This is a genomic window from Paenibacillus sp. J22TS3, from assembly GCF_018403205.1.
Classification (GTDB): domain Bacteria; phylum Bacillota; class Bacilli; order Paenibacillales; family Paenibacillaceae; genus Fontibacillus; species Fontibacillus tuaregi.
This window is the reverse complement of the sequence record NZ_BOSF01000011.1, coordinates 1-18,205: the sequence shown is the minus strand read 5'-3', so window position 1 is coordinate 18,205 and position 18,205 is coordinate 1. Positions and strand designations below refer to the sequence as shown.

The window sequence follows — 18,205 nt, the reverse complement described above, 5'->3', positions numbered from 1 at the left end:
ACAACAGCGGCCTTAAAGAACACTCGGCATCGAAGCGCCCCGAATAGGGTAACTTTCATAAGTTCATTTTATATAACAAAACTTTCATATGGACGACCAACCATCCAAGCATGCTCCGGACCACGAAGGCCCATTATTCATACTCAAACCCACGAAACCAATGAGGTTGCTAAAATTATAATTCGTAACTGTAAATCTCCTTCTCATTCGAAAACATCTGAAGAAGGTAGTTATGGAATTCAATACAATCTACCTTCTCCTGGTCATAATGAATTACTATAACAGGGCTGCTATTTAATATTCCGGCCGCTTTTTCATTCAGAGTTATTTCTGTACGAGTAGGTGTGAAGTGAAATTTCGAGATGCCTCCATATATTGATTGCGACTCATCATTATAAGTAATATGAACCTCATCAAATCCGGCTTCGATATCTTCCTCACTAGGATTTAGTGTTTTTTGTAACAAAATATATTCGCTTGTCTCGAACTCATCATCAGCAAAGCCAATCATTAGTACGTCAATTTCTTCATCAATTTGTGCATATAAAAAATTAGCAGTCAATGTTGTAGTCATTTTGCCTCCTAGTATTATTTTTCTAGTTTGCAGACCATTAAAACATACAAAAAGACCGTTCCCGCAGCTCACGCCTGCTAAAGCGTTGATCTGCGGGAACGGCGGCCATCCATATGCACACACCTTGCCTACTCATTCAGCGGCAAGCGGTATCATCGTTCGGCGGCGGTTCTCGAAGGTCACAAGCTCACGGAATCCGACCTCATACAAGGTCTTCCGGGCTTGATCCAAATTCTCGCTGAGCTTCTTCGGATCATGCGCATCCGAACCTACGGTCAGCGGAATGCCAAGCTGGAATGCCCGCTCCAGCATTCTTCGGCTGGGGAACATCTCCGCACAGGCCTTGCTTAGGCCCGAAGCATTCAGCTCCATAGCAACACCGGCCGATTTCACCGCTTCAAGCGCCGCCTGCTCCAGCGCAAGCAGCTCTGAATCCTGCTCCGGCTGCGGCTTGTAGCCGAATCTTTTGATCACATCCAAATGCCCCATAATGTCATAGAATCCAGTCTTAGCAGCCTTCTGAACAGCATCATAGTACTGGGTGTATACAGCCAGGATATCCTTGCCCTCCCAATTGTGGGTCTGCCGGAAGTCCGAAATATCCCATTCCCCGAGAAAATGCACCGATCCTATCACGTAGTCCCACGGATAAGCCTCCACGATCCGCTGGATCTCCGGCTCCCAGCCCTCAATGTAATCTCCTTCCAGGCCAACACGCACATCAATCTGTCCGAGGTATTTCGCCTTAAGCGAGAAGCACTCCTCCACATAACGGGAAAGCTCCTCCATCGGCATCGCCATCTCAGGATAGTATTCGGCTGGATTCACATGCAGCAGCGGCATGTGATCGGACAACCCGATCTGTGACAACCCGATCTCGATGCCCCGCTGTACGTATTCCTCCAGTTCACCCACCGCATGGCCGCAGCGGACATGGTGGGTATGATAATCAATCAGCATGCTGGATTCCCTCCCAATGCTCTAATCGCGCCGCGGACGCTCATGACGGCGGTCCAGCTCGCTCATAATGTCATCCAGAGGAAGGTTCCGCTCACGCAGCAGGACAAGCAGATGGTACAGCAGATCGCTGACTTCCAGACGCAGCTCGTCATTGTCCCCATTCTTGGCGGCTATGATCGACTCGGCCGTCTCTTCGCCAACTTTCTTCAGAATCTTATCGATGCCTTTTTCAAACAAATAGGTGGTATAAGCCCCCTCAGGGCGCGCTTCATAACGCTCCTTAATGATCTGCTCCAGCTCACCCAACACCGCAAAACGCCCTTCCCCAGCATGGGAAGTGGACGGGGCGGCTGGGCTCACGTCCCCGGCCTTCGCAGCTGAGCGGTAGAAGCAGGTATCCTCGCCAGTATGGCAGGCTGGACCGTTTCTTCTCACCAGCACAAGCAGGGTGTCCCCGTCACAGTCATACCGGAGATCCGCAATTTGCTGGGTATTCCCGGAGGTGGCGCCTTTGTGCCACAGCTCCTGCCTCGAGCGGCTCCAGAACCAGGTCTCCCCAGTCTCCACAGACTTGGCCAGTGACTCACGATTCATATACGCGACCATAAGCACATCCTTGGTGGCCTCGTCCTGTACGACCGCAGGCACCAGCCCTTGTGCATCCCACTGGATCGTCTTCTGCAGCTCCTCAAGAGGAAACTGCTGCTCTAAAGGTTGACTCATCGTATCACCACTCCTCTGGCTTTCAAATCTTGCTTCAAGTCCGGCACCGCAATCTCCTTATAATGAAAAATCGTTGCCGCCAGTGCCGCATCCGCCTGACCCTCCGTGAACACATTATAGAAATGTTCTTTGTTCCCGGCTCCACCAGAGGCGATAACCGGTATTCCGACCAGACTGCTTACCGCCCGGGTAAGCGGGAGATCGAAACCGTCCTTCGTCCCGTCCGCATCCATGCTGGTCAGCAGAATCTCACCCGCCCCGCGGGACTCGGCTTCCTTCACCCACTCCAGGGCGCGGATACCGGTAGGCTTGCGACCGCCATGGGTATAGACCTCCCATTCTCCCCAGGCGTCATTGAACTTGGCATCAACCGCCACCACAATACACTGGGAACCGAAGCGCCTTGCTCCGTCGGAGATCAGGTCAGGATTTACAATTGCCGCCGTGTTAATGCCGATCTTGTCGGCACCCGCCCGCAGAATCCGCTTCATATCCTCCACTTGGGAGATTCCGCCACCGACCGTGAAAGGAATAGAAATCTCCCCGGCTGTCTGCCGCACCACTTCAATCATCGTCGCCCGGCCTTCGTTCGAAGCCGAGATGTCCAGAAAGACCAGCTCGTCGGCCCCCTCCCGGTCATATAGAGCGGCGAGTTCCACCGGATCTCCAGCATCCCGAAGGTTCACAAAGTTAACACCCTTTACCACCCGTCCGTCCTTCACATCCAGGCAAGGAATTATCCGCTTGGTCAGCATACTTCTCTTCCTTTCTGTACCGTCTCTATATTCATCTCATGGATATCGTTAATACTTCATTGTTAGGCGGCCTAACAGCAGGAGTAGCTAATTAGTGCCTGAAGAGGGAACGTCAATTCAGCCTGGACCTGGGCCTTAAGCATAATTAAGACCAAGGTACATGTAAGAGATGCAAGCCTAATTGAACCAAGCATATCTAACGTAAACGCAGCCCGGCCCGAAGATAGACCTTGCTTTTTGAGGGATGGACAGGACTTGCCAGGCACTATTTTACACACCTTTACGGCTTTACACCTTTTACGGCTTTGCTACCGCACCCCTATGCAGTTGTTCACATCTTCAAGCCTACCTCCAGAACCTCTCACGTCTTCCGTTCAGAACCTCATACGGCCCTACCGTAGCCTCTTGCGTTCGCCCCAGAGCTTCCCTCAGCCTCTGCCTTTCAGCGCTTGAATCGCCTGAGCCAAGTCCACGCTGCCTGTGTAGAGCGCTTTGCCGACAATAGCCCCTCCGATGCCTTGATCCGCATAAGCAGCCAGCTTGATAAGATCCTCCTGGACCGTTACGCCTCCTGACGCAATGACTGTACGTCCCGAAGCCTGTGCAAGAGCCCGGATCGCATCCACGTTAGGCCCCTGCATCATGCCATCGCGGGAGATGTCCGTGAAAATAAACGTCTGTGCCCCCTTGCCAGCGAGCTCTTTGGCCAGCACTTCCGCCTGCACCTCTGAGGTCTCCAGCCAACCGCGTGTCGCCACAAAGCCATCCCTGGCATCGATCCCAATGGCGACCTTATCGCCATACTGTCCAAGCACCGCCTCGGTGAACTGGCGGTCTTCAATAGCCGCTGTGCCAAGAATCAAGCGGCTAACGCCAAGGCCAAGCAGCCGCTCCACATCCGAGACGGTCCGGATTCCGCCGCCAACCTGGACCGGCACCTGTACGCTTCGGGCAATCTGCCCGATCAGCTCATCATTCACCGGATGCCCGGCCTTAGCTCCATCAAGATCAACGAGGTGAATGTACTCTCCGCCCTGAGCCTCCCAAGACTTGGCGACCTCCACCGGGTTGTCATTATAGATGGTCTCGCGGGCATAATCCCCCTGTACAAGACGGACACACTTGCCGTCCCGGATATCAATAGCCGGATAAATGATAAAAGAAGACATGTACACTTCCCCCTATAATCTATGAATGAAGCCGCCCATGAGGCGGCTGATTACTGCTCATCTTATCTAAAGCAAGTACTCGTCTACAGAAAGGTGGCGGCCCGCACACGGTGAGCATAGAATGAGGCAAGCTTTGCCGAATTCTGATTTCCGAATCCCCATTCCCGACATCGCTTTCCAAAGTTCTGGGCCTAAGCTCGTTGTTCCTGCTCAGACTTAGCCGGCCTGTCCCTGCTGTCCGCCTTCTGCAAAAGCAAGAAAATTACGCAGCAGCGACATGCCCATCTCTCCGCTTTTCTCCGGGTGGAACTGCATGCCGAACACATTCCCATGGCCAACAACCGCGGTCACCGGATGTCCGTAGTCCGTTACGGCAAGCAGATCCTCCTGACGCTCCGGCAGGACATGGTAAGAATGCACGAAATAGACGTGCCCTTCTTCCAACCCCAAGAACAACGGGCCGTCACTATTCACATACTCCAGCTTGTTCCAGCCCATATGCGGCACTTTATAAGCGCCGCCTTCGAACCGCAGCACCCGCCCAGGCAGGATGCCGAGGCCCTGGTGAGCCCCGTGCTCCTCGCTGGAATCAAAAAGCAGCTGCATCCCTAAGCAAATACCAAGCAGCGGCTTGCCCGCTCCGGCAGCCTCCCGGACGACGCTGTCCAGCCCGCTCTCGCGAAGATGATCCATCGCATCGCCGAAGGCCCCTACACCCGGCAGCAGCACACCGCTGGCATTCAGGATGGCCGCCGGGTCACCGGTCACAACCGCTTTAAACCCCAGACGCTCACAGGCCTTGCTGACACTGTGCAGATTGCCCATTCCATAATCGACAATGGCGATGGTCACGGGTTACAGCACTCCTTTCGTTGAAGGCACGCCGGTCACACGCGGGTCGAGGCTTGTAGCCTCATCCAGCGCACGCCCAAGCGCTTTGAATACCGCCTCAATCATGTGGTGTGTGTTCTGTCCGTAATGCACAATGACATGAAGCGTAATGCGGGCTTCCAGCGCTAGCTTCCAGAGGAATTCCTGCACCAATTCCACGGAGAAGCTGCCAACCTGGGCTGAAGGATACTGCGCACGATATTCGAAGTGCGGGCGGCCGCTGATATCAATCACAACCTGGGCTAGGGCTTCATCCATGGGTATGAACACGTTGGCATAACGCTTGATTCCTTTTTTGTCCCCGAGTGCCTCAAGAATTGTATGGCCGAGGCAGATGCCGATGTCCTCTACCGTATGATGATCATCGATTTCGATATCGCCCTTGCCATCTACCGTAAGATTGAACTGACCGTGCTTCGTGAACAGGTCAAGCATATGGTTCAGAAAAGGAACGTCCGTCTCCAACTGGGACTGTCCAGTCCCGTCGATTGCGAATTCAAGCTTGATATCCGTCTCATTCGTCTTCCGGCTGATGCTTGCTTGGCGTGCGCCACTTGCTCCGTTTGTTGTCGTCATTTTTATTCGCCACCCTTCCTATATGACTTCGCTTCCTGCTGAAGCCTGATCTCTATCGCTCTTGCATGGCCCTCCAGCCCTTCCCTGCGGGCAAGCTCTATAATTGTATCCCCGTTCTCAAGCAGGGCCTGTTTGCTGTAATAAATCATGCTCGATTTCTTAATGAAATCATCCACATCCACCGGTGAAGAGAATCTGGCTGTGCCGTTAGTCGGAATAATATGATTCGGTCCCGCAAAATAATCCCCTATCGGCTCCGAGCTGTACGGGCCAAGGAAGATCGCCCCGGCATTCTCCACAAGACCGAGGTAGGCCATCGGCTCCTCGATCATCAGCTCCAAGTGCTCTGGCGCCAGCCGGTTAATAACGTGGATTCCTTCCTGGATGGAATCCACGACCAAGATCACGCCATAGCGCTCTATGGAAGCGGCGGCAATCGCCCGCCGCGGCAGCTCCGCGAGCTGGCGCTGCACTTCCGCTTGGCACGCCTTGGCGAAGTCCGCCGAGGTAGTGACGAGAATGGCAGAAGCCATCTCGTCATGTTCGGCTTGGGACAGCAGGTCGGCGGCCACATAGGCCGGGTCGGCGCTGTCGTCCGCCAGCACGGCGATTTCACTCGGGCCGGCGATGCTGTCGATGTCGACCGCGCCGTACACCTCGCGCTTCGCCAGCGCGACGAAGATGTTGCCCGGCCCGCAGATCTTGTCTACCGGCTCGATCGTATCGGTGCCGTAGGCCAAGGCGGCAATCGCCTGAGCGCCGCCGACCCGGTAGATCTCACTTACGCCAGCCTCTGCTGCGGCGACGAGGATATACGGGTCGATCCCTTCCTTCCCGCCGGTTGCCGGCGGTGTGACCATCACAATCTCAGGCACACCCGCCACTTGGGCGGGAATGACATTCATCAACACCGAGGAGGGATAAGCAGCCTTGCCACCCGGCACATAGACACCAACCCGCTTCAGCGGCCGGATAATCTGGCCGAGAATACTGCCATCCGGCTGCAGGTCCATCCAAGAGTTGCGCTTCTGCTTCTCATGGAAAGACCGGATGTTTGCCGCAGCTGCGGCGATCGCTGTTACGAAGGAGGGCTCCACCTGGGCGTAAGCCGCCTTCAGCTCGTCTCCGGTCACCCTGAGACCGGAAGGTGTCAGCCTCATGCCGTCAAAACGTTCGGTATACCGCAGCAGGGCGGCATCGCCTTCTTTTTTTACATCGGATACAATTTGCCTTACAGCCTCATTCTGCTCCGGCGATCCGTACTCCACCTCACGCCGCAGATCAAATTCCTCTGCCGGAAGTATTCTCATTTGCTATTCCCCCTCGCCTCACTAGACTACACCAATTACATTCTGAAGTGCGTCACAGATGCGCTGAATTTCCGCATTTTTCATCCGGTAGCTCACCCGGTTCGCCACCAGGCGGCTCGTAATATCGAAGATACGTTCCATCTCCACAAGCCCGTTCTCGCGAAGGGTCTGCCCAGTCTCTACCATGTCTACAATCCGGTCGGCCAGCCCGATCAACGGCGCAAGCTCGATTGAACCATTCAGCTTGATGACCTCCACCTGCTGCCCTTGTTCCCGGAAATACTGGGAAGCTATGGCCGGATATTTGGTCGCCACACGCTGCTGAATCCCCGGCTGCCAATCCGGGAGTGCGATCACGGACATCCGGCAGCGGGCGATCCCTAAATCCAGAAGCTCGTAGACATCCCGCTTCTCTTCCATCAGCACGTCCTTGCCAACAATACCAATGTCAGCCACCCCGTATTCCACATAGGTTGGCACATCAACCGGTTTGGCCAGAATGAACTCCATTCCCACCTCAGGTAGTGGAATGACCAGCTTACGAGTCTCATCCACATCCAATGGGATGTTAAGCCCGGCTTCCCGGAACAAGGCGGACGCCTTTTTGTATATTCGGCCTTTCGGCATAGCTACCTTTATAATTTCTGCCATATAGGATCAACTCCTCTCTACACTGTTTATTCTGTAGTTAAAAGATATGTAGAACCTTACAGGCTCTGGCTTACGCCTAATCAACCCGTAAAGCTGATAACATCAGCATATTTCCCTGCCGCTTCCGTCAATGCAACCAGGTCATCCTGGGTAAGCACATGCCGGGTGACCACGATGCCTCCGCTGCTCCGCAGACGGCTGGCTTCCTGAAGGGCTGCTTTACGGCCCTCCGCGGTATACTGGACAAGTACTGGCAGCTCCCGCGCGGTTTGGATTCCATCAACACCGTCCAGAATCCGATTGGTCTTCAGTGCGAAGCCTGTTGCCGGCACGGGTCGGCCAAACTGCTGAAGAAGGTTGTCGTAACGGCCGCCACTGCATACCGGGAATCCCAGCTCTGCAGCATAACCTTCAAATATAAGCCCTGTGTAATAAGAGAAATCGCCAATCATAGTTAAATCAATCAGCACGTGTTCAGCCACACCGTAATCCTCAAGCGCATCCCATACCCTGCACAAGTGGTCGATCGAATCCTGAGCCAACTTACTGGAGCTGAGCTGCTTGGCCTCGCTGCATACTTCCCGACCCCCGCGAAGCCGGAGGATTCCCTGAAGCTCCTCCTTCTGCTCGGCGGATATATCCAGCCTGGACACCGTCTCGCGGTATCCCACATAATCACGCCGGAGCAGACCCTGCTTGAGCAATTCCCGGGCCTCTTCAGCCCCAGGCACAGCCTCCTCCAGCAGTCCATTCAAGAAGCCCACATGACCAAGGGCAATTTTGAATGTGCTTACGCCGGCAGCCCGCAGGGACGCTACAGCCAATGCTACAACCTCAGCATCCGCTTCCGGGGAGTCGTCACCGACCAGTTCGACCCCGGTCTGGAAGAATTCCGACTCTCTTCCCGCCTCCTCTTCAATTGCACGGTAGACGTTCGCGTGATAGGACAGCCGGATAGGAAGCGGCTCTTCTTTTAACAGTGAAGAGACAACTCTCGCGATCGGGGAAGTCATATCAGAACGGAGAACCATCGTTGTTCCCCGGTTGTTGAGCAGCTTAAACAGCTTCTGGTCCGAAGTGGAACTCGCCACACCCACGGTATCGTAGTACTCCATGGTCGGAGTCATAATCTGGCGGTACCCCCAGCCCTTCATGCAGTCCAGCACACTTCGTTCAATCGCACGCAGGCGTTCCACCGCATAGGGCAGATAGTCCCGGACGCCGGCTGGTTTCTCAAATCCTTTCGGTTTAGACAACCCGATCACCTCTTGTCAGCTTCTTTTTATATTTTATCATGGTAAAGCACTACCATGCTACCAAATTAAAGAATATGGGATATCTTATCATATCCTTCCTTACAGCGTCAATAAGATTCCCCTATTCAAGGCTAGTTGCACTATGAATTATCGAATTCAAGGCGCACTGCCCTTATTTTACCATGCTGCCCTCAGGGGTAGTAAATTACTCCAAGCTGACCTCTTCTTAAAATCCCTTTTACTGTAAATTATTTTTATAAAACGATTCTCCCATCTCGCACGTCATATAGATATACCGCGTACCGAACCTAATTAAAGGAGGCCTAACGGTGGAAGAGAAACAATGGGCCGCCGATGCATGCAGAGGGGACGAAAAGGCGTTTCATGCACTCATCGATAGTCAAAAACGAAAGCTCTACGGCATTGCCTTCAGTACCTGCGCAATGAGGCGGACGCGCTGGAGACCGTGCAGGAGACGGTATACCGTGCCTGGATGAAATGCTCCAAGCTTAAGGACCCCGATCATTTTGTCCCCTGGCTGTTCCGGATCTTAATTAACTGCTGTATCGATGAGCAGCGCAGACGCAAACGGCTGAGGCCTATGCCCATGGAGCCACACGACAGCAGCAGTGAAATGGTGAATGTATATAAGCTTGATCTGGAGGAAGCGATGGACCGGATGAAGCCCAAATACCGGCATGCTTTGATGCTCAAATATTATCAGGAGATGACGGTTCCTGAAATCGCTAGAATTTTGGACAAACCGGAAGGAACGATTAAGACCTGGATTCATCAGGGGTTGAAACAGCTTCGTGGACAGATGGAACGGGGAGGGGAGGTGTATCATGGCTGATCAAGAGGAAAAAATGCTTCGTGATTATTTTCAGGAAGCCCGGATTGCTGAGCAGCGCGTCAGTGCATTCAACCTGAATGATGCCGTGAACCGAGGCATCGAACGGGCCAACCTGGCTCGTCAAAAGAAGGTATACTTCCGCAGATTCGGCTCTGTGGCAGGGACCTTGGCGTTCTGTCTAATGATTGTTCTAATTTTTCGTATAGGGCATTTAGGAACCGCCCCTGCGGCAGCGAATATCCAATTCACCGCACCCGACTATGTCACCGCTGCAATTCAGGGCAACCCGGTATGGCTTACGGCTGCCAACCATGGGCTGTATCAGCCAATAAGCCAGACCGTAGAGAAGGACGGTTATAAATTGACGGTGGATGGGGTGCTGGCTGACAATTTGCAGGCCATTGTTTTTTACAGAACGGAGAATGTGGCAAATGCAGAACCGATCAAACTGAAATTCTTCAATGTGAAGGATAAATATAATATTCAAAGCATACCTTACGATAACTCGGTTCCTACCGAACAACTCAGCGCTCAGAAGCAGGGATTTCTGACATTGAACTTTCTTGGCCTTAATACGCCCGGCTCCTTCAACTTTGAAAGCGGTTGGAGCCAAGGGAGCAGCACAGATACCCATATCTTGAGTCTGCCTATCGTACTTGATACCACAAAGTTCAGAAGCCTAGTCAGAACCGCCGATTTCAACCAGTTTGTAAGTATTCATAACCACGGCTTCCAAGTAAAGAGGGCTAACCTTTACCCATTAAGCACAGAGATCACCATTGATTATGACGCTGACAACAACAATATTATAAGGTTTATCTCCCCTTCCCTGATGCTGAAATCGGCTCATGAAACTTCAGACATCAAGTATCTGTATCACTTGGTCAACAATAAAGGCCCTTACCGATTGTATTTCGATAGTATTTACTACGATCAGTTCTCACAATTGATCTTTGGGGCTAAAGGGATTGAAGAATCACTTGGAAATGATCTTAATATCGTCATCGATACCAGTGAACAGAAGCTTATCGGGGCTCCTGATGAGCGTCTGCATCTGAATCACATCACTCAAATTGGGGAGGTTACCGAGATTTCTCTCTCTTTCTCAGCTAAGAACAGACCTTCGCAGGAGCAGACTCCGTTATTGATACGCGACTTTATGGATGCCAATGGCGAACTGCACAAACTGTCCACTAACCGGGCACCAACGATGGAACTGCCAACCGGGTATATCAGTGTTAGAACCCAGGCTCAGGATGAGCAGGTCTATCCTGTTTATATACAGACCGGGAAGTATGCCGAGCCCTTGACTTTCCGGCTCTCCCAGTATCCGGGCAATGATTATTTACAGTCATTTTCCGTAACGGGACAGTAGTCAGCAGGGACCTTAAGAAAACAGGCACACGAGCGATGGTCTTGTACCTTGGACAATTAGAAAAAAGGAGCACGTGAATTCTCATGTGCTCCTTCTTTTTGTCTACCTCACTATTCCGTTTGACCCTCCGCAACCAGTGCCTCCTTCTCCGGACTCTTCCGCTGGAGCACCCGCAGCGGGTTACCGCCAACGAAGCTGCCCGCTTCAACGTCCTTGTGAACGATGGAACCTGCGGCCACAACAGCCCCGTCTCCAATCGTTACACCCGGAAGAATTGTTGTATTGGCTCCAATCAGTACTTCATCTCCGATCACTACCTCGCCCAAGCGATATTCCTTAATCAGGTATTCATGAGCTAGAATCGTAGTATTGTAACCAATCACAGAGTTGTGGCCGATCGTAATTTTCTCTGGAAAGAACACATCCACCATCACCATCAGGCCAAAAGCGGTATGCTCCCCCACCCGCATGCGCAGAAGCTTGCGGTACATCCAGTTCTTTAGCGGAAGAATAGGGCAGTACCGCGTCAGCTGAATGACAATGAAATTCCAGACGCCTTTCCAAGGACTTACCGTCCGGTACAGCTGCCAAAGTGCATTCGGCCCTTCTACCGGATAACGGGTAACCTTCCTCACTTCACTTCAGACTCCATTCCGAGCACACCGTATAAGTCGGTCATGTCGTTAAGAATATAATCAGGTTCATATTTCTTAAGTACTTCTGGACCTTTCAGCGACCAAGCCACAGCAGCGGATTTCACACCTGCCGCCCGTGCAGACTGCAAATCAGCCGGGCTATCCCCTACCATCAGGGTGGTCTTGGGATTGGCACCCAGTCGCTTGATCGCGGTAAGCACCGGCTCCGGATGCGGCTTAGGGTGCTCCACATCGTTCAGCGTGACAATTTCCTTCATAAACTTCAGCAGGTCAAAGGTTTCCAGTGCAAGTATGGTTGATGGCCTTATCTTGGTGGTGACTACACCCATAGTGATGCCCTTTTCATGCAGTCGGGTCATCACTTCGTGCACATGGGGGAACTCCTGAACCAGCGCATCGTGATGCAGTTTATTGTAAGCCCGATAGTCCGTGACAAGCTCAGCCACATCCTCTCTGCCTGTAAACTGATGAAGCTGGTGCTCCAAGGTCAGTCCCATATAAGGGATCATCTGCTCACGGGTAATTGGGGACTCTGGATAGTGCTTATTCATCACATGAAGAAATGAGCTGATAATCAGCTCATTCGTATTTACAATCGTTCCATCCAAATCAAACAGTACGGTTTCAATCATTGGGTGGCTACTCCTTTTTATCCTCTGGTTTGATGCTTTCTTCTATCTCTCTCTGTTTATCCGGTTCTGCAGAAACAGGCCGGTCTGCTGCTGTAGAATGATGGGTCTCTTCTCTCTCGGTGATTTGAGACTCAGGCAGATGATCATCCCCCATTCCCTTAGTCCGGATAATCGGGTCACTATAACGTGCATCAGCCTTTCCTGTCTTACGACGGTAAATCATCAGTACAATGGCCGCGATGATGATGAGGATCGCCAGCAATTGAGAAATGCGGACATTACCGTATTGCGGGTCCAGCGCTCCAGGTTCGAAGCCTAGAGCCTTCATTGGCGCCCACAAAGCATCCACGAACGATGCAAGCCAGTCCGGTCCTTTGAAGGCCAGGCTGTCCGTACGCAGTCTTTCGATAAAGAATCTTCCGATTGAATACCAAATAAAGTAGGACATAAACAGCTCGCCGGCACGAAGGAACTTCTGGCGCCGCAGCACGAATAGCAGGACTAAGCCAACCAGGTTCCATAACGACTCGTACAGAAAGGTCGGATGGTGGAATACACCTTGAACATTCATTTGATCCACAATAAAAGACGGCAGGTGCAGATGATCGCGAAGGAACGTCTCTGTGGTAGGACCGCCATAAGCTTCCTGGTTCACATAGTTGCCCCAACGGCCGATTAACTGGCCGACGATCAGCCCTGGCGCGCAAATATCCGCGATCCGCCAGAAATTATAGCCTTTACGCCTTACATAAATGACGGCACATATAATAGCACCAATCAGTGCGCCATAGATGGCTATGCCGCCCTCCCAGATTTTGAACACATCCCAGAGGTTGTTCTTATAATCTTCCCATTTAAAGGCCACAAAATAAATCCGTGCCCCAATAATGGCAGAAGGCACTCCAAACAGCACGAGATCCATGAAGAACTCAGGCGGAATCCCGAACCGCTTCCCTTCCCGAACGGCAAGCAGCAGGCCAACAAGAGCCGCTGTGCCCAGAATCAGGCCATACCACCGGACATGAAGCTCCCCAATGGAAAAAGCGACCGGATTTAATAACAACGTTTCCATCCACACACGCTCCTAATCCAAATCGTCTACATCTTCCGCAATAGTCTCGGTGAGTTTTGTAGTGAACTGCAATGCGGCATTATAGCCCATCCGCTTCAGTCTGAAGTTCATAGCGGCCACTTCAATAATTACAGCCAGATTTCGCCCTGGACGAACTGGGATTGTAGCAAGCGGCACGTCGGTGTCGATAATTCTTGTTGTCTCTTCATCCAGACCCAGACGGTCGTACTGTTTCTCCTGCTGCCACGCCTCCAGGCGGACAACGAGGGTGATTCTCTTGTTATTACGGATCGCTCCCGCACCAAAAAGGGTCATTACATTAATAATACCGACACCACGGATTTCAAGCAGGTGACGGATTAGCTCAGGGGCTGACCCGTGAAGCTGATTATCCGAGGTTTGACGGATTTCAACGGCATCATCGGCAATTAGACGGTGGCCGCGTTTAACCAGCTCTAGTGCGGTTTCACTTTTACCAATCCCGCTTGAGCCTGTAATCAGCATACCCACCCCATACACATCTACAAGCACCCCGTGAATGGTTGCCGTAGGAGCGAGCTTGCGCTCCAAGAATCCGGTAATTCGGCTAGACAGAATGGTTGTAGCCATACTGCTGCGTAGAATTGGGATTTCTCTTGTCTCCCCAATCTCCACCATCTCTTTCGGCACATCCAAGCCTCTGGTGATAATGATGCATGGGGTAATCGGGCTTTGACATAATCTTTCAATGCGGTCCTTGCGTTCCTTCTCTGGCAGCATTGTATAGAAAGCGAGTTCAGTCTTTCCTAATATTTGTACACGTTCCGATGGATGATACTCAAAATATCCTGCCAGCTCCAGGCCCGGACGGTACAGATCATCTACAGTAATAGCCCGTTTCAGGCCCTGCTCTCCGGATAGGACCTCCAACCCGAATTGATTCACGAGCTCAGATACTTTTACCTTTTTAGCCATACGTGTTCTTCCTTTCTACCTGTCGGCCACACTGAAGTTCTCTACACTAAATTAGGATAAATGGAACAACTTCAGTACATTGTATTTATCGTAAAGGATATTGCCTGGTAAATCAATCACTGCAAGGGACACAGCATATCAACTATTCTCACCCGCGCCCGTTCCCGGTTACAAAAAAACCGCCCCGAAGGGCGGTTTCGGCTTGATTATTCCTCTTAGTTGAAGAATACGTTCAATTCCGAGTCTTTATCAAAGATATGAATTTTGTTCATATCGATAGCCAGTTTAACTTGATCTCCCTCACGGGTTCTGGAGCGTCCATCTACGCGCGCGATTACAGTGTCATTGCCAACACCGCTCAAATGAAGCTGCATTTCGTGACCGATGTTCTCAGTCAGGAATACACTTGCATTAAAGATAGTATGCGGGGAAGCTTCCAGGAATACAGGCTCTTCATGAATGTCCTCAGGACGAATACCCATAATGACCTCTTTGCCTACATAGCCTTTTTCTTTGAGAGTAATGGCTTTGCCTTGTGGTACTTCAACGTCCAGACCGTTTGCTTTGAAATGAACAGCACCGTTAGCTTCGGAAAGTGTGCCTGTAACAAAGTTCATGGTTGGGGAACCAATGAAACCAGCAACAAAGATGTTGGTTGGTTGGTTGTACAGTTCTTCTGGGGAAGCTGCTTGTTGAATAATACCGTCATGCATAACGACGATACGGTCACCCATCGTCATAGCCTCGATTTGGTCATGCGTTACATAGATACAAGTGGTTTCAAGACGCTTAACCAGCTTTGTAATCTCAGCACGCATCTGACCGCGCAGCTTTGCATCCAAGTTGGAGAGAGGCTCATCCATAAGGAAGACTTGTGGATCACGGACAATCGCACGGCCCAGGGCCACACGCTGACGCTGACCACCGGAAAGTGCTTTCGGTTTGCGGTCAAGCAAATGAGTGATGTCTAGAATTTTAGCTGCTTCACGAACACGCTGGTCGATTTCTTCCTTCTTCACTTTACGAAGCTTCAGACCAAACGCCATGTTCTGGTATACGTTCATATGTGGATACAATGCATAGGATTGGAATACCATTGCGATGTCACGATCTTTCGGTGCCACATCGTTCACTACGCGGTCACCAATGTACAATTTACCTTCAGAAATCTCTTCAAGACCTGCGATCATACGAAGGGTTGTGGACTTACCGCAACCGGAAGGACCAACCAATACAAGGAACTCCTTGTCTTTGATGTCCAAGTTAACGTCCATAACAGTAGCCTTTTCAGCTCCAGCGTATTTCTTGTAAATGTGCTCTAAGCGTACACCAGCCATGAATAATTGCCCCCTAAGCATTTTTTATAATAGCAATAATGTAATCGGATACATTTCTATTCTTATATTAAACTAAAGGCCAATAGACCGCCATACACAAACTGCACAAAAAACCTATTTCCTTTTCGTCACTTTACACAATAATAAGGTCAACTTCACAAGAACTGCATCTTGAAAGCTGCGCACATCAAGTCCGGTCTCCTGCTTGATCTTATCCATCCGGTACAGGAGCGTATTGCGGTGAATGTATAACCGCTTAGCTGTCTCACTAACATTACAATCCAATTGGAAGAACGTCTCCAGTGTGGACAAAGTCTCATTATCGGTAAATACCGTGGAGCTTGCATGAGGCACCGTCTGATCCAGGAACTGTCTGCGCTGCTCATCAGGAATGCTGTAGATCAGCCGTTCCAAATACAGTGCCCATGGTAAATGAATATGTTCTGTCAGATGAAATAGACGTCCAAGCTGCAAGGACTCTCTTAATAGGGATACTGCGCTGGTTAGAGATTGCAGCGGTGTAATGGGGTCAAGAACAGACAGATGGGAGGTGCCGCCCCACTCGTTGGAAATCAGTTCATAGACCCCCTGGCACAGATCATACAGCATGCCCCGTTCGGTATCCTGCCCTTCATCGCTCTCTTCCTTAAACCCATTTAACAAAGATTCTCCAACCAAAATCAGCCACTCTCGGCTGCCTGGAAGTGGAACCAACGTGATATCTCCGTCAAAATAACTCTGCAGCAGCTTATTCAGCTGTTTATAAGTAAGATCCCGATGTGTCCGGTTCTCATAACTTAGGAGAAAAGGGACCATGGTACCGGTAAGCCTGGACTTTAAATTAAGCTGGTCCGGAATTTCCTCATGCAAAAGTCCTCGATCCAGCTGTGCTTGAATCCATTGGCCAAGCCGGGTATTTCGCTCTTCTTCATCTCCAGGGGATGAGATTACATTACTGAATCCCGCTCCGCGGGCAGCTTCAACCACAAGCTCAATCAGCCTGATTTCCGATTCCGTAACCACTTTGGCATCCATTTCAAACCCGGTTATACCGGCCTCTGACTGATTCCAGGGAATGAATAAGCGTTTTCCCTTGATTACCGCAGTAGTACCTGACACCTCATTACCTGCCTTCGCGGCTTTAGCCCAAGAAGACCATTCCTTAAGAGATAGATCCCTTTGCTCTACAGAATCCCCTACAACTCGTTCAAGCTTCTCTCTCACTAATTGTATGTCCATAATCAAGACGCCTTTCTAAGCTATGTCATTATATAAGCTAAGCAAGATGATTACCTCTTATTGTAGCATATCCCATCCGGCCACTTCACCTGGCGGCTCGGTGCTTAGTGCTTGGTGCTTGGCCCTTGGTCTTGTTGGTCAAAATCTAGTTCCCTCCACCCGCATAGCAGGTGGTTTTTTCCCACGCTTCGCGTGCTTAACTAGTTAAAGCCAATAACAAAAAGACCGTTAATCCTATTAAGATTAACGGTCTTCTAAGATGAGCCATGAAGGACTCGAACCTTCGACACCCTGATTAAAAGTCAGGTGCTCTACCAACTGAGCTAATGGCTCTTACTGGTGGAGGCTGATGGATTCGAACCACCGAACTCGTAGAGAGCAGATTTACAGTCTGCCGTGTTTAGCCACTTCACTAAGCCTCCAAGATATTAGAAAAAAATAAAGTGGCTCGGGACGGAATCGAACCGCCGACACGAGGATTTTCAGTCCTCTGCTCTACCGACTGAGCTACCGAGCCATACAAAATGGTCAAAAAAAATAAAGTGGTCACATTATGCTTCCCACTTCACTGTGGAAAATTCCAGTTTTAAATGAATGGCGGAACTGACGGGATTCGAACCCGCGGTCTCCTGCGTGACAGGCAGGCATGTTAGGCCTCTACACCACAGTTCCGCAATATTCATAAAAATGGTGCCGGCGAGAGGACTTGAACCCCCAACCTACTGATTACAAGTCAGTTGCTCTACCAGTTGAGCTACACCGGCACATATGGTGGAGGCTGAGGGGATCGAACCCCCGACCCTCTGCTTGTAAGGCAGATGCTCTCCCAGCTGAGCTAAGCCTCCATATGTATAATAGCGGCGGAGGGGATCGAACCCCCGACCTCACGGGTATGAACCGTACGCTCTAGCCAGCTGAGCTACACCGCCATATTTAAACATTCCTCTAATGCCTGCTCCCACATTCATGTTATGGGAATGGCGGAGAGAGAGGGATTCGAACCCTCGCACCACTTACGCAGTCTAACCCCTTAGCAGAGGGTCCCCTTATAGCCACTTGGGTATCTCTCCAAAGCATCATCAAGGTATTAATCCTTGAAAACTAGATACGAAACGAACTTGCGCACCCTTCTAGGAACTGCGTCCTTCGGGTATTTGTTTGGATAAGCCCTCGACCGATTAGTACTGGTCAGCTCCATGCATTGCTGCACTTCCACCCCCAG

The 18,205-nt window shown here is 51.1% G+C and carries 18 protein-coding genes and 8 tRNA genes; 2 read left to right on the top strand and 24 right to left on the bottom strand.

Going from position 1 to position 18,205, the window contains the following annotated elements:
* Positions 1–175 precede the first annotated feature (175 nt).
* The 10 genes from KJS63_RS24130 to KJS63_RS24085 all read right to left on the bottom strand — a co-directional run bounded on the left by KJS63_RS24130 (position 176) and on the right by KJS63_RS24085 (position 8,865).
* Positions 176–574, bottom strand: a complete 399-nt coding sequence (locus KJS63_RS24130) for an Imm10 family immunity protein (protein WP_213621429.1) — start codon at positions 572–574, stop codon at positions 176–178.
* 132 nt (positions 575–706) lie between these two features.
* Positions 707–1,534 (bottom strand): histidinol-phosphatase HisJ, encoded by an 828-nt coding sequence (gene hisJ / locus KJS63_RS24125; RefSeq protein WP_213621428.1) that lies wholly within the window; start codon positions 1,532–1,534, stop codon positions 707–709.
* Between the two features lie 21 nt (positions 1,535–1,555).
* Positions 1,556–2,257, bottom strand: a complete 702-nt coding sequence (gene hisIE / locus KJS63_RS24120; RefSeq protein WP_213621427.1) for a bifunctional phosphoribosyl-AMP cyclohydrolase/phosphoribosyl-ATP diphosphatase HisIE — start codon at positions 2,255–2,257, stop codon at positions 1,556–1,558.
* Positions 2,254–3,012, bottom strand: a complete 759-nt coding sequence (gene hisF, locus KJS63_RS24115) for an imidazole glycerol phosphate synthase subunit HisF (protein ID WP_213621426.1) — start codon at positions 3,010–3,012, stop codon at positions 2,254–2,256. Before hisF ends, hisIE begins: the two co-directional genes overlap by 4 nt.
* Before the next feature lie 428 nt (positions 3,013–3,440).
* Positions 3,441–4,181, bottom strand: a complete 741-nt coding sequence (gene hisA, locus KJS63_RS24110; protein WP_213621425.1) for a 1-(5-phosphoribosyl)-5-[(5-phosphoribosylamino)methylideneamino]imidazole-4-carboxamide isomerase — start codon at positions 4,179–4,181, stop codon at positions 3,441–3,443.
* A 216-nt stretch (positions 4,182–4,397) separates the two neighbouring features.
* The gene (gene hisH / locus KJS63_RS24105) at positions 4,398–5,033 is read right to left on the bottom strand and encodes an imidazole glycerol phosphate synthase subunit HisH (protein WP_213621424.1); all 636 of its coding nucleotides are present in this window, start codon (positions 5,031–5,033) and stop codon (positions 4,398–4,400) included.
* Positions 5,034–5,036: 3 nt separating this feature from the next.
* Complete coding sequence (gene hisB / locus KJS63_RS24100; RefSeq protein ID WP_213621423.1) at positions 5,037–5,648, bottom strand: imidazoleglycerol-phosphate dehydratase HisB; 612 nt, start codon at positions 5,646–5,648, stop codon at positions 5,037–5,039.
* A 2-nt stretch (positions 5,649–5,650) separates the two neighbouring features.
* Positions 5,651–6,958 carry a histidinol dehydrogenase gene (gene hisD / locus KJS63_RS24095; protein WP_213621422.1) on the bottom strand — a complete coding sequence of 436 codons (1,308 nt, stop codon included), beginning with the start codon at positions 6,956–6,958 and terminating at the stop codon, positions 5,651–5,653.
* Positions 6,959–6,979: 21 nt separating this feature from the next.
* Positions 6,980–7,609: an ATP phosphoribosyltransferase gene (gene hisG, locus KJS63_RS24090; protein ID WP_068612903.1), complete on the bottom strand. Its 630-nt coding sequence runs from the start codon at positions 7,607–7,609 to the stop codon at positions 6,980–6,982.
* A gap of 80 nt (positions 7,610–7,689) precedes the next feature.
* A complete protein-coding gene (locus tag KJS63_RS24085) occupies positions 7,690–8,865 on the bottom strand; it encodes an ATP phosphoribosyltransferase regulatory subunit (protein ID WP_213621421.1) in 1,176 nt (391 codons plus the stop codon).
* A gap of 466 nt (positions 8,866–9,331) precedes the next feature.
* On the opposite strand from KJS63_RS24085, the gene KJS63_RS24080 reads away from it, so the two are divergent.
* A complete protein-coding gene (locus KJS63_RS24080; RefSeq protein ID WP_306432927.1) occupies positions 9,332–9,718 on the top strand; it encodes a sigma-70 family RNA polymerase sigma factor in 387 nt (128 codons plus the stop codon).
* A complete protein-coding gene (locus tag KJS63_RS24075; RefSeq protein ID WP_213621420.1) occupies positions 9,711–11,093 on the top strand; it encodes a DUF4179 domain-containing protein in 1,383 nt (460 codons plus the stop codon). The genes KJS63_RS24080 and KJS63_RS24075 overlap by 8 nt, the downstream gene beginning before the upstream one ends.
* Positions 11,094–11,203: 110 nt before the next feature.
* Here KJS63_RS24075 and KJS63_RS24070 read toward each other — a convergent pair whose 3' ends face one another.
* The 14 genes from KJS63_RS24070 to KJS63_RS24005 form a co-directional block, all read right to left on the bottom strand.
* Positions 11,204–11,728, bottom strand: coding sequence for an acyltransferase (locus tag KJS63_RS24070; protein WP_213621419.1), 525 nt, complete (start codon positions 11,726–11,728; stop codon positions 11,204–11,206).
* Positions 11,725–12,381 (bottom strand): pyrophosphatase PpaX, encoded by a 657-nt coding sequence (gene ppaX, locus KJS63_RS24065; protein ID WP_213621418.1) that lies wholly within the window; start codon positions 12,379–12,381, stop codon positions 11,725–11,727. Before ppaX ends, KJS63_RS24070 begins: the two co-directional genes overlap by 4 nt.
* A 7-nt stretch (positions 12,382–12,388) precedes the next feature.
* Positions 12,389–13,453: a prolipoprotein diacylglyceryl transferase gene (gene lgt / locus KJS63_RS24060; protein ID WP_213621417.1), complete on the bottom strand. Its 1,065-nt coding sequence runs from the start codon at positions 13,451–13,453 to the stop codon at positions 12,389–12,391.
* A 12-nt stretch (positions 13,454–13,465) separates the two neighbouring features.
* Positions 13,466–14,407, bottom strand: a complete 942-nt coding sequence (hprK, locus tag KJS63_RS24055; RefSeq protein WP_068612883.1) for an HPr(Ser) kinase/phosphatase — start codon at positions 14,405–14,407, stop codon at positions 13,466–13,468.
* Between the two features lie 215 nt (positions 14,408–14,622).
* Complete coding sequence (locus KJS63_RS24050; RefSeq protein ID WP_068612880.1) at positions 14,623–15,744, bottom strand: ABC transporter ATP-binding protein; 1,122 nt, start codon at positions 15,742–15,744, stop codon at positions 14,623–14,625.
* A 114-nt stretch (positions 15,745–15,858) separates the two neighbouring features.
* Entirely contained in the window at positions 15,859–16,983 is a 1,125-nt protein-coding gene (locus KJS63_RS24045) for a PucR family transcriptional regulator (protein WP_213621416.1), read from the bottom strand.
* Positions 16,984–17,243: 260 nt separating this feature from the next.
* Positions 17,244–17,316, bottom strand: a tRNA-Lys gene (locus tag KJS63_RS24040).
* Positions 17,317–17,320: 4 nt separating this feature from the next.
* Positions 17,321–17,405: transfer RNA gene (locus KJS63_RS24035), tRNA-Tyr, on the bottom strand.
* A gap of 22 nt (positions 17,406–17,427) precedes the next feature.
* Positions 17,428–17,500, bottom strand: a tRNA-Phe gene (locus tag KJS63_RS24030).
* Between the two features lie 78 nt (positions 17,501–17,578).
* Positions 17,579–17,655 (bottom strand) — tRNA-Asp (locus tag KJS63_RS24025).
* 16 nt (positions 17,656–17,671) lie between these two features.
* Positions 17,672–17,747 (bottom strand) — tRNA-Thr (locus KJS63_RS24020).
* Positions 17,748–17,752: 5 nt separating this feature from the next.
* A tRNA-Val gene (locus KJS63_RS24015) sits at positions 17,753–17,828 on the bottom strand.
* A 10-nt stretch (positions 17,829–17,838) separates the two neighbouring features.
* Positions 17,839–17,912, bottom strand: a tRNA-Met gene (locus KJS63_RS24010).
* Between the two features lie 49 nt (positions 17,913–17,961).
* Positions 17,962–18,053, bottom strand: a tRNA-Ser gene (locus KJS63_RS24005).
* Positions 18,054–18,205 lie beyond the last annotated feature (152 nt).

Excerpts from the sequence above, each read along its gene's own strand:
- hisA (WP_213621425.1), bottom strand. The coding sequence starts at position 4,181 with ATGTCTTCTTTTATCATTTATCCGGCTATTGATATCCGGGACGGCAAG.
- hisB (WP_213621423.1), bottom strand. The coding sequence starts at position 5,648 with ATGACGACAACAAACGGAGCAAGTGGCGCACGCCAAGCAAGCATCAGC.
- KJS63_RS24075 (WP_213621420.1), top strand. The coding sequence starts at position 9,711 with ATGGCTGATCAAGAGGAAAAAATGCTTCGTGATTATTTTCAGGAAGCC.
- hisD (WP_213621422.1), bottom strand. The coding sequence starts at position 6,958 with ATGAGAATACTTCCGGCAGAGGAATTTGATCTGCGGCGTGAGGTGGAG.
- hisIE (WP_213621427.1), bottom strand. The coding sequence starts at position 2,257 with ATGAGTCAACCTTTAGAGCAGCAGTTTCCTCTTGAGGAGCTGCAGAAG.
- ppaX (WP_213621418.1), bottom strand. The coding sequence starts at position 12,381 with ATGATTGAAACCGTACTGTTTGATTTGGATGGAACGATTGTAAATACG.
- hisG (WP_068612903.1), bottom strand. The coding sequence starts at position 7,609 with ATGGCAGAAATTATAAAGGTAGCTATGCCGAAAGGCCGAATATACAAA.
- hprK (WP_068612883.1), bottom strand. The coding sequence starts at position 14,407 with ATGGCTAAAAAGGTAAAAGTATCTGAGCTCGTGAATCAATTCGGGTTG.
- hisJ (WP_213621428.1), bottom strand. The coding sequence starts at position 1,534 with ATGCTGATTGATTATCATACCCACCATGTCCGCTGCGGCCATGCGGTG.
- lgt (WP_213621417.1), bottom strand. The coding sequence starts at position 13,453 with ATGGAAACGTTGTTATTAAATCCGGTCGCTTTTTCCATTGGGGAGCTT.
- KJS63_RS24045 (WP_213621416.1), bottom strand. The coding sequence starts at position 16,983 with ATGGACATACAATTAGTGAGAGAGAAGCTTGAACGAGTTGTAGGGGAT.
- KJS63_RS24130 (WP_213621429.1), bottom strand. The coding sequence starts at position 574 with ATGACTACAACATTGACTGCTAATTTTTTATATGCACAAATTGATGAA.
- hisF (WP_213621426.1), bottom strand. The coding sequence starts at position 3,012 with ATGCTGACCAAGCGGATAATTCCTTGCCTGGATGTGAAGGACGGACGG.
- KJS63_RS24050 (WP_068612880.1), bottom strand. The coding sequence starts at position 15,744 with ATGGCTGGTGTACGCTTAGAGCACATTTACAAGAAATACGCTGGAGCT.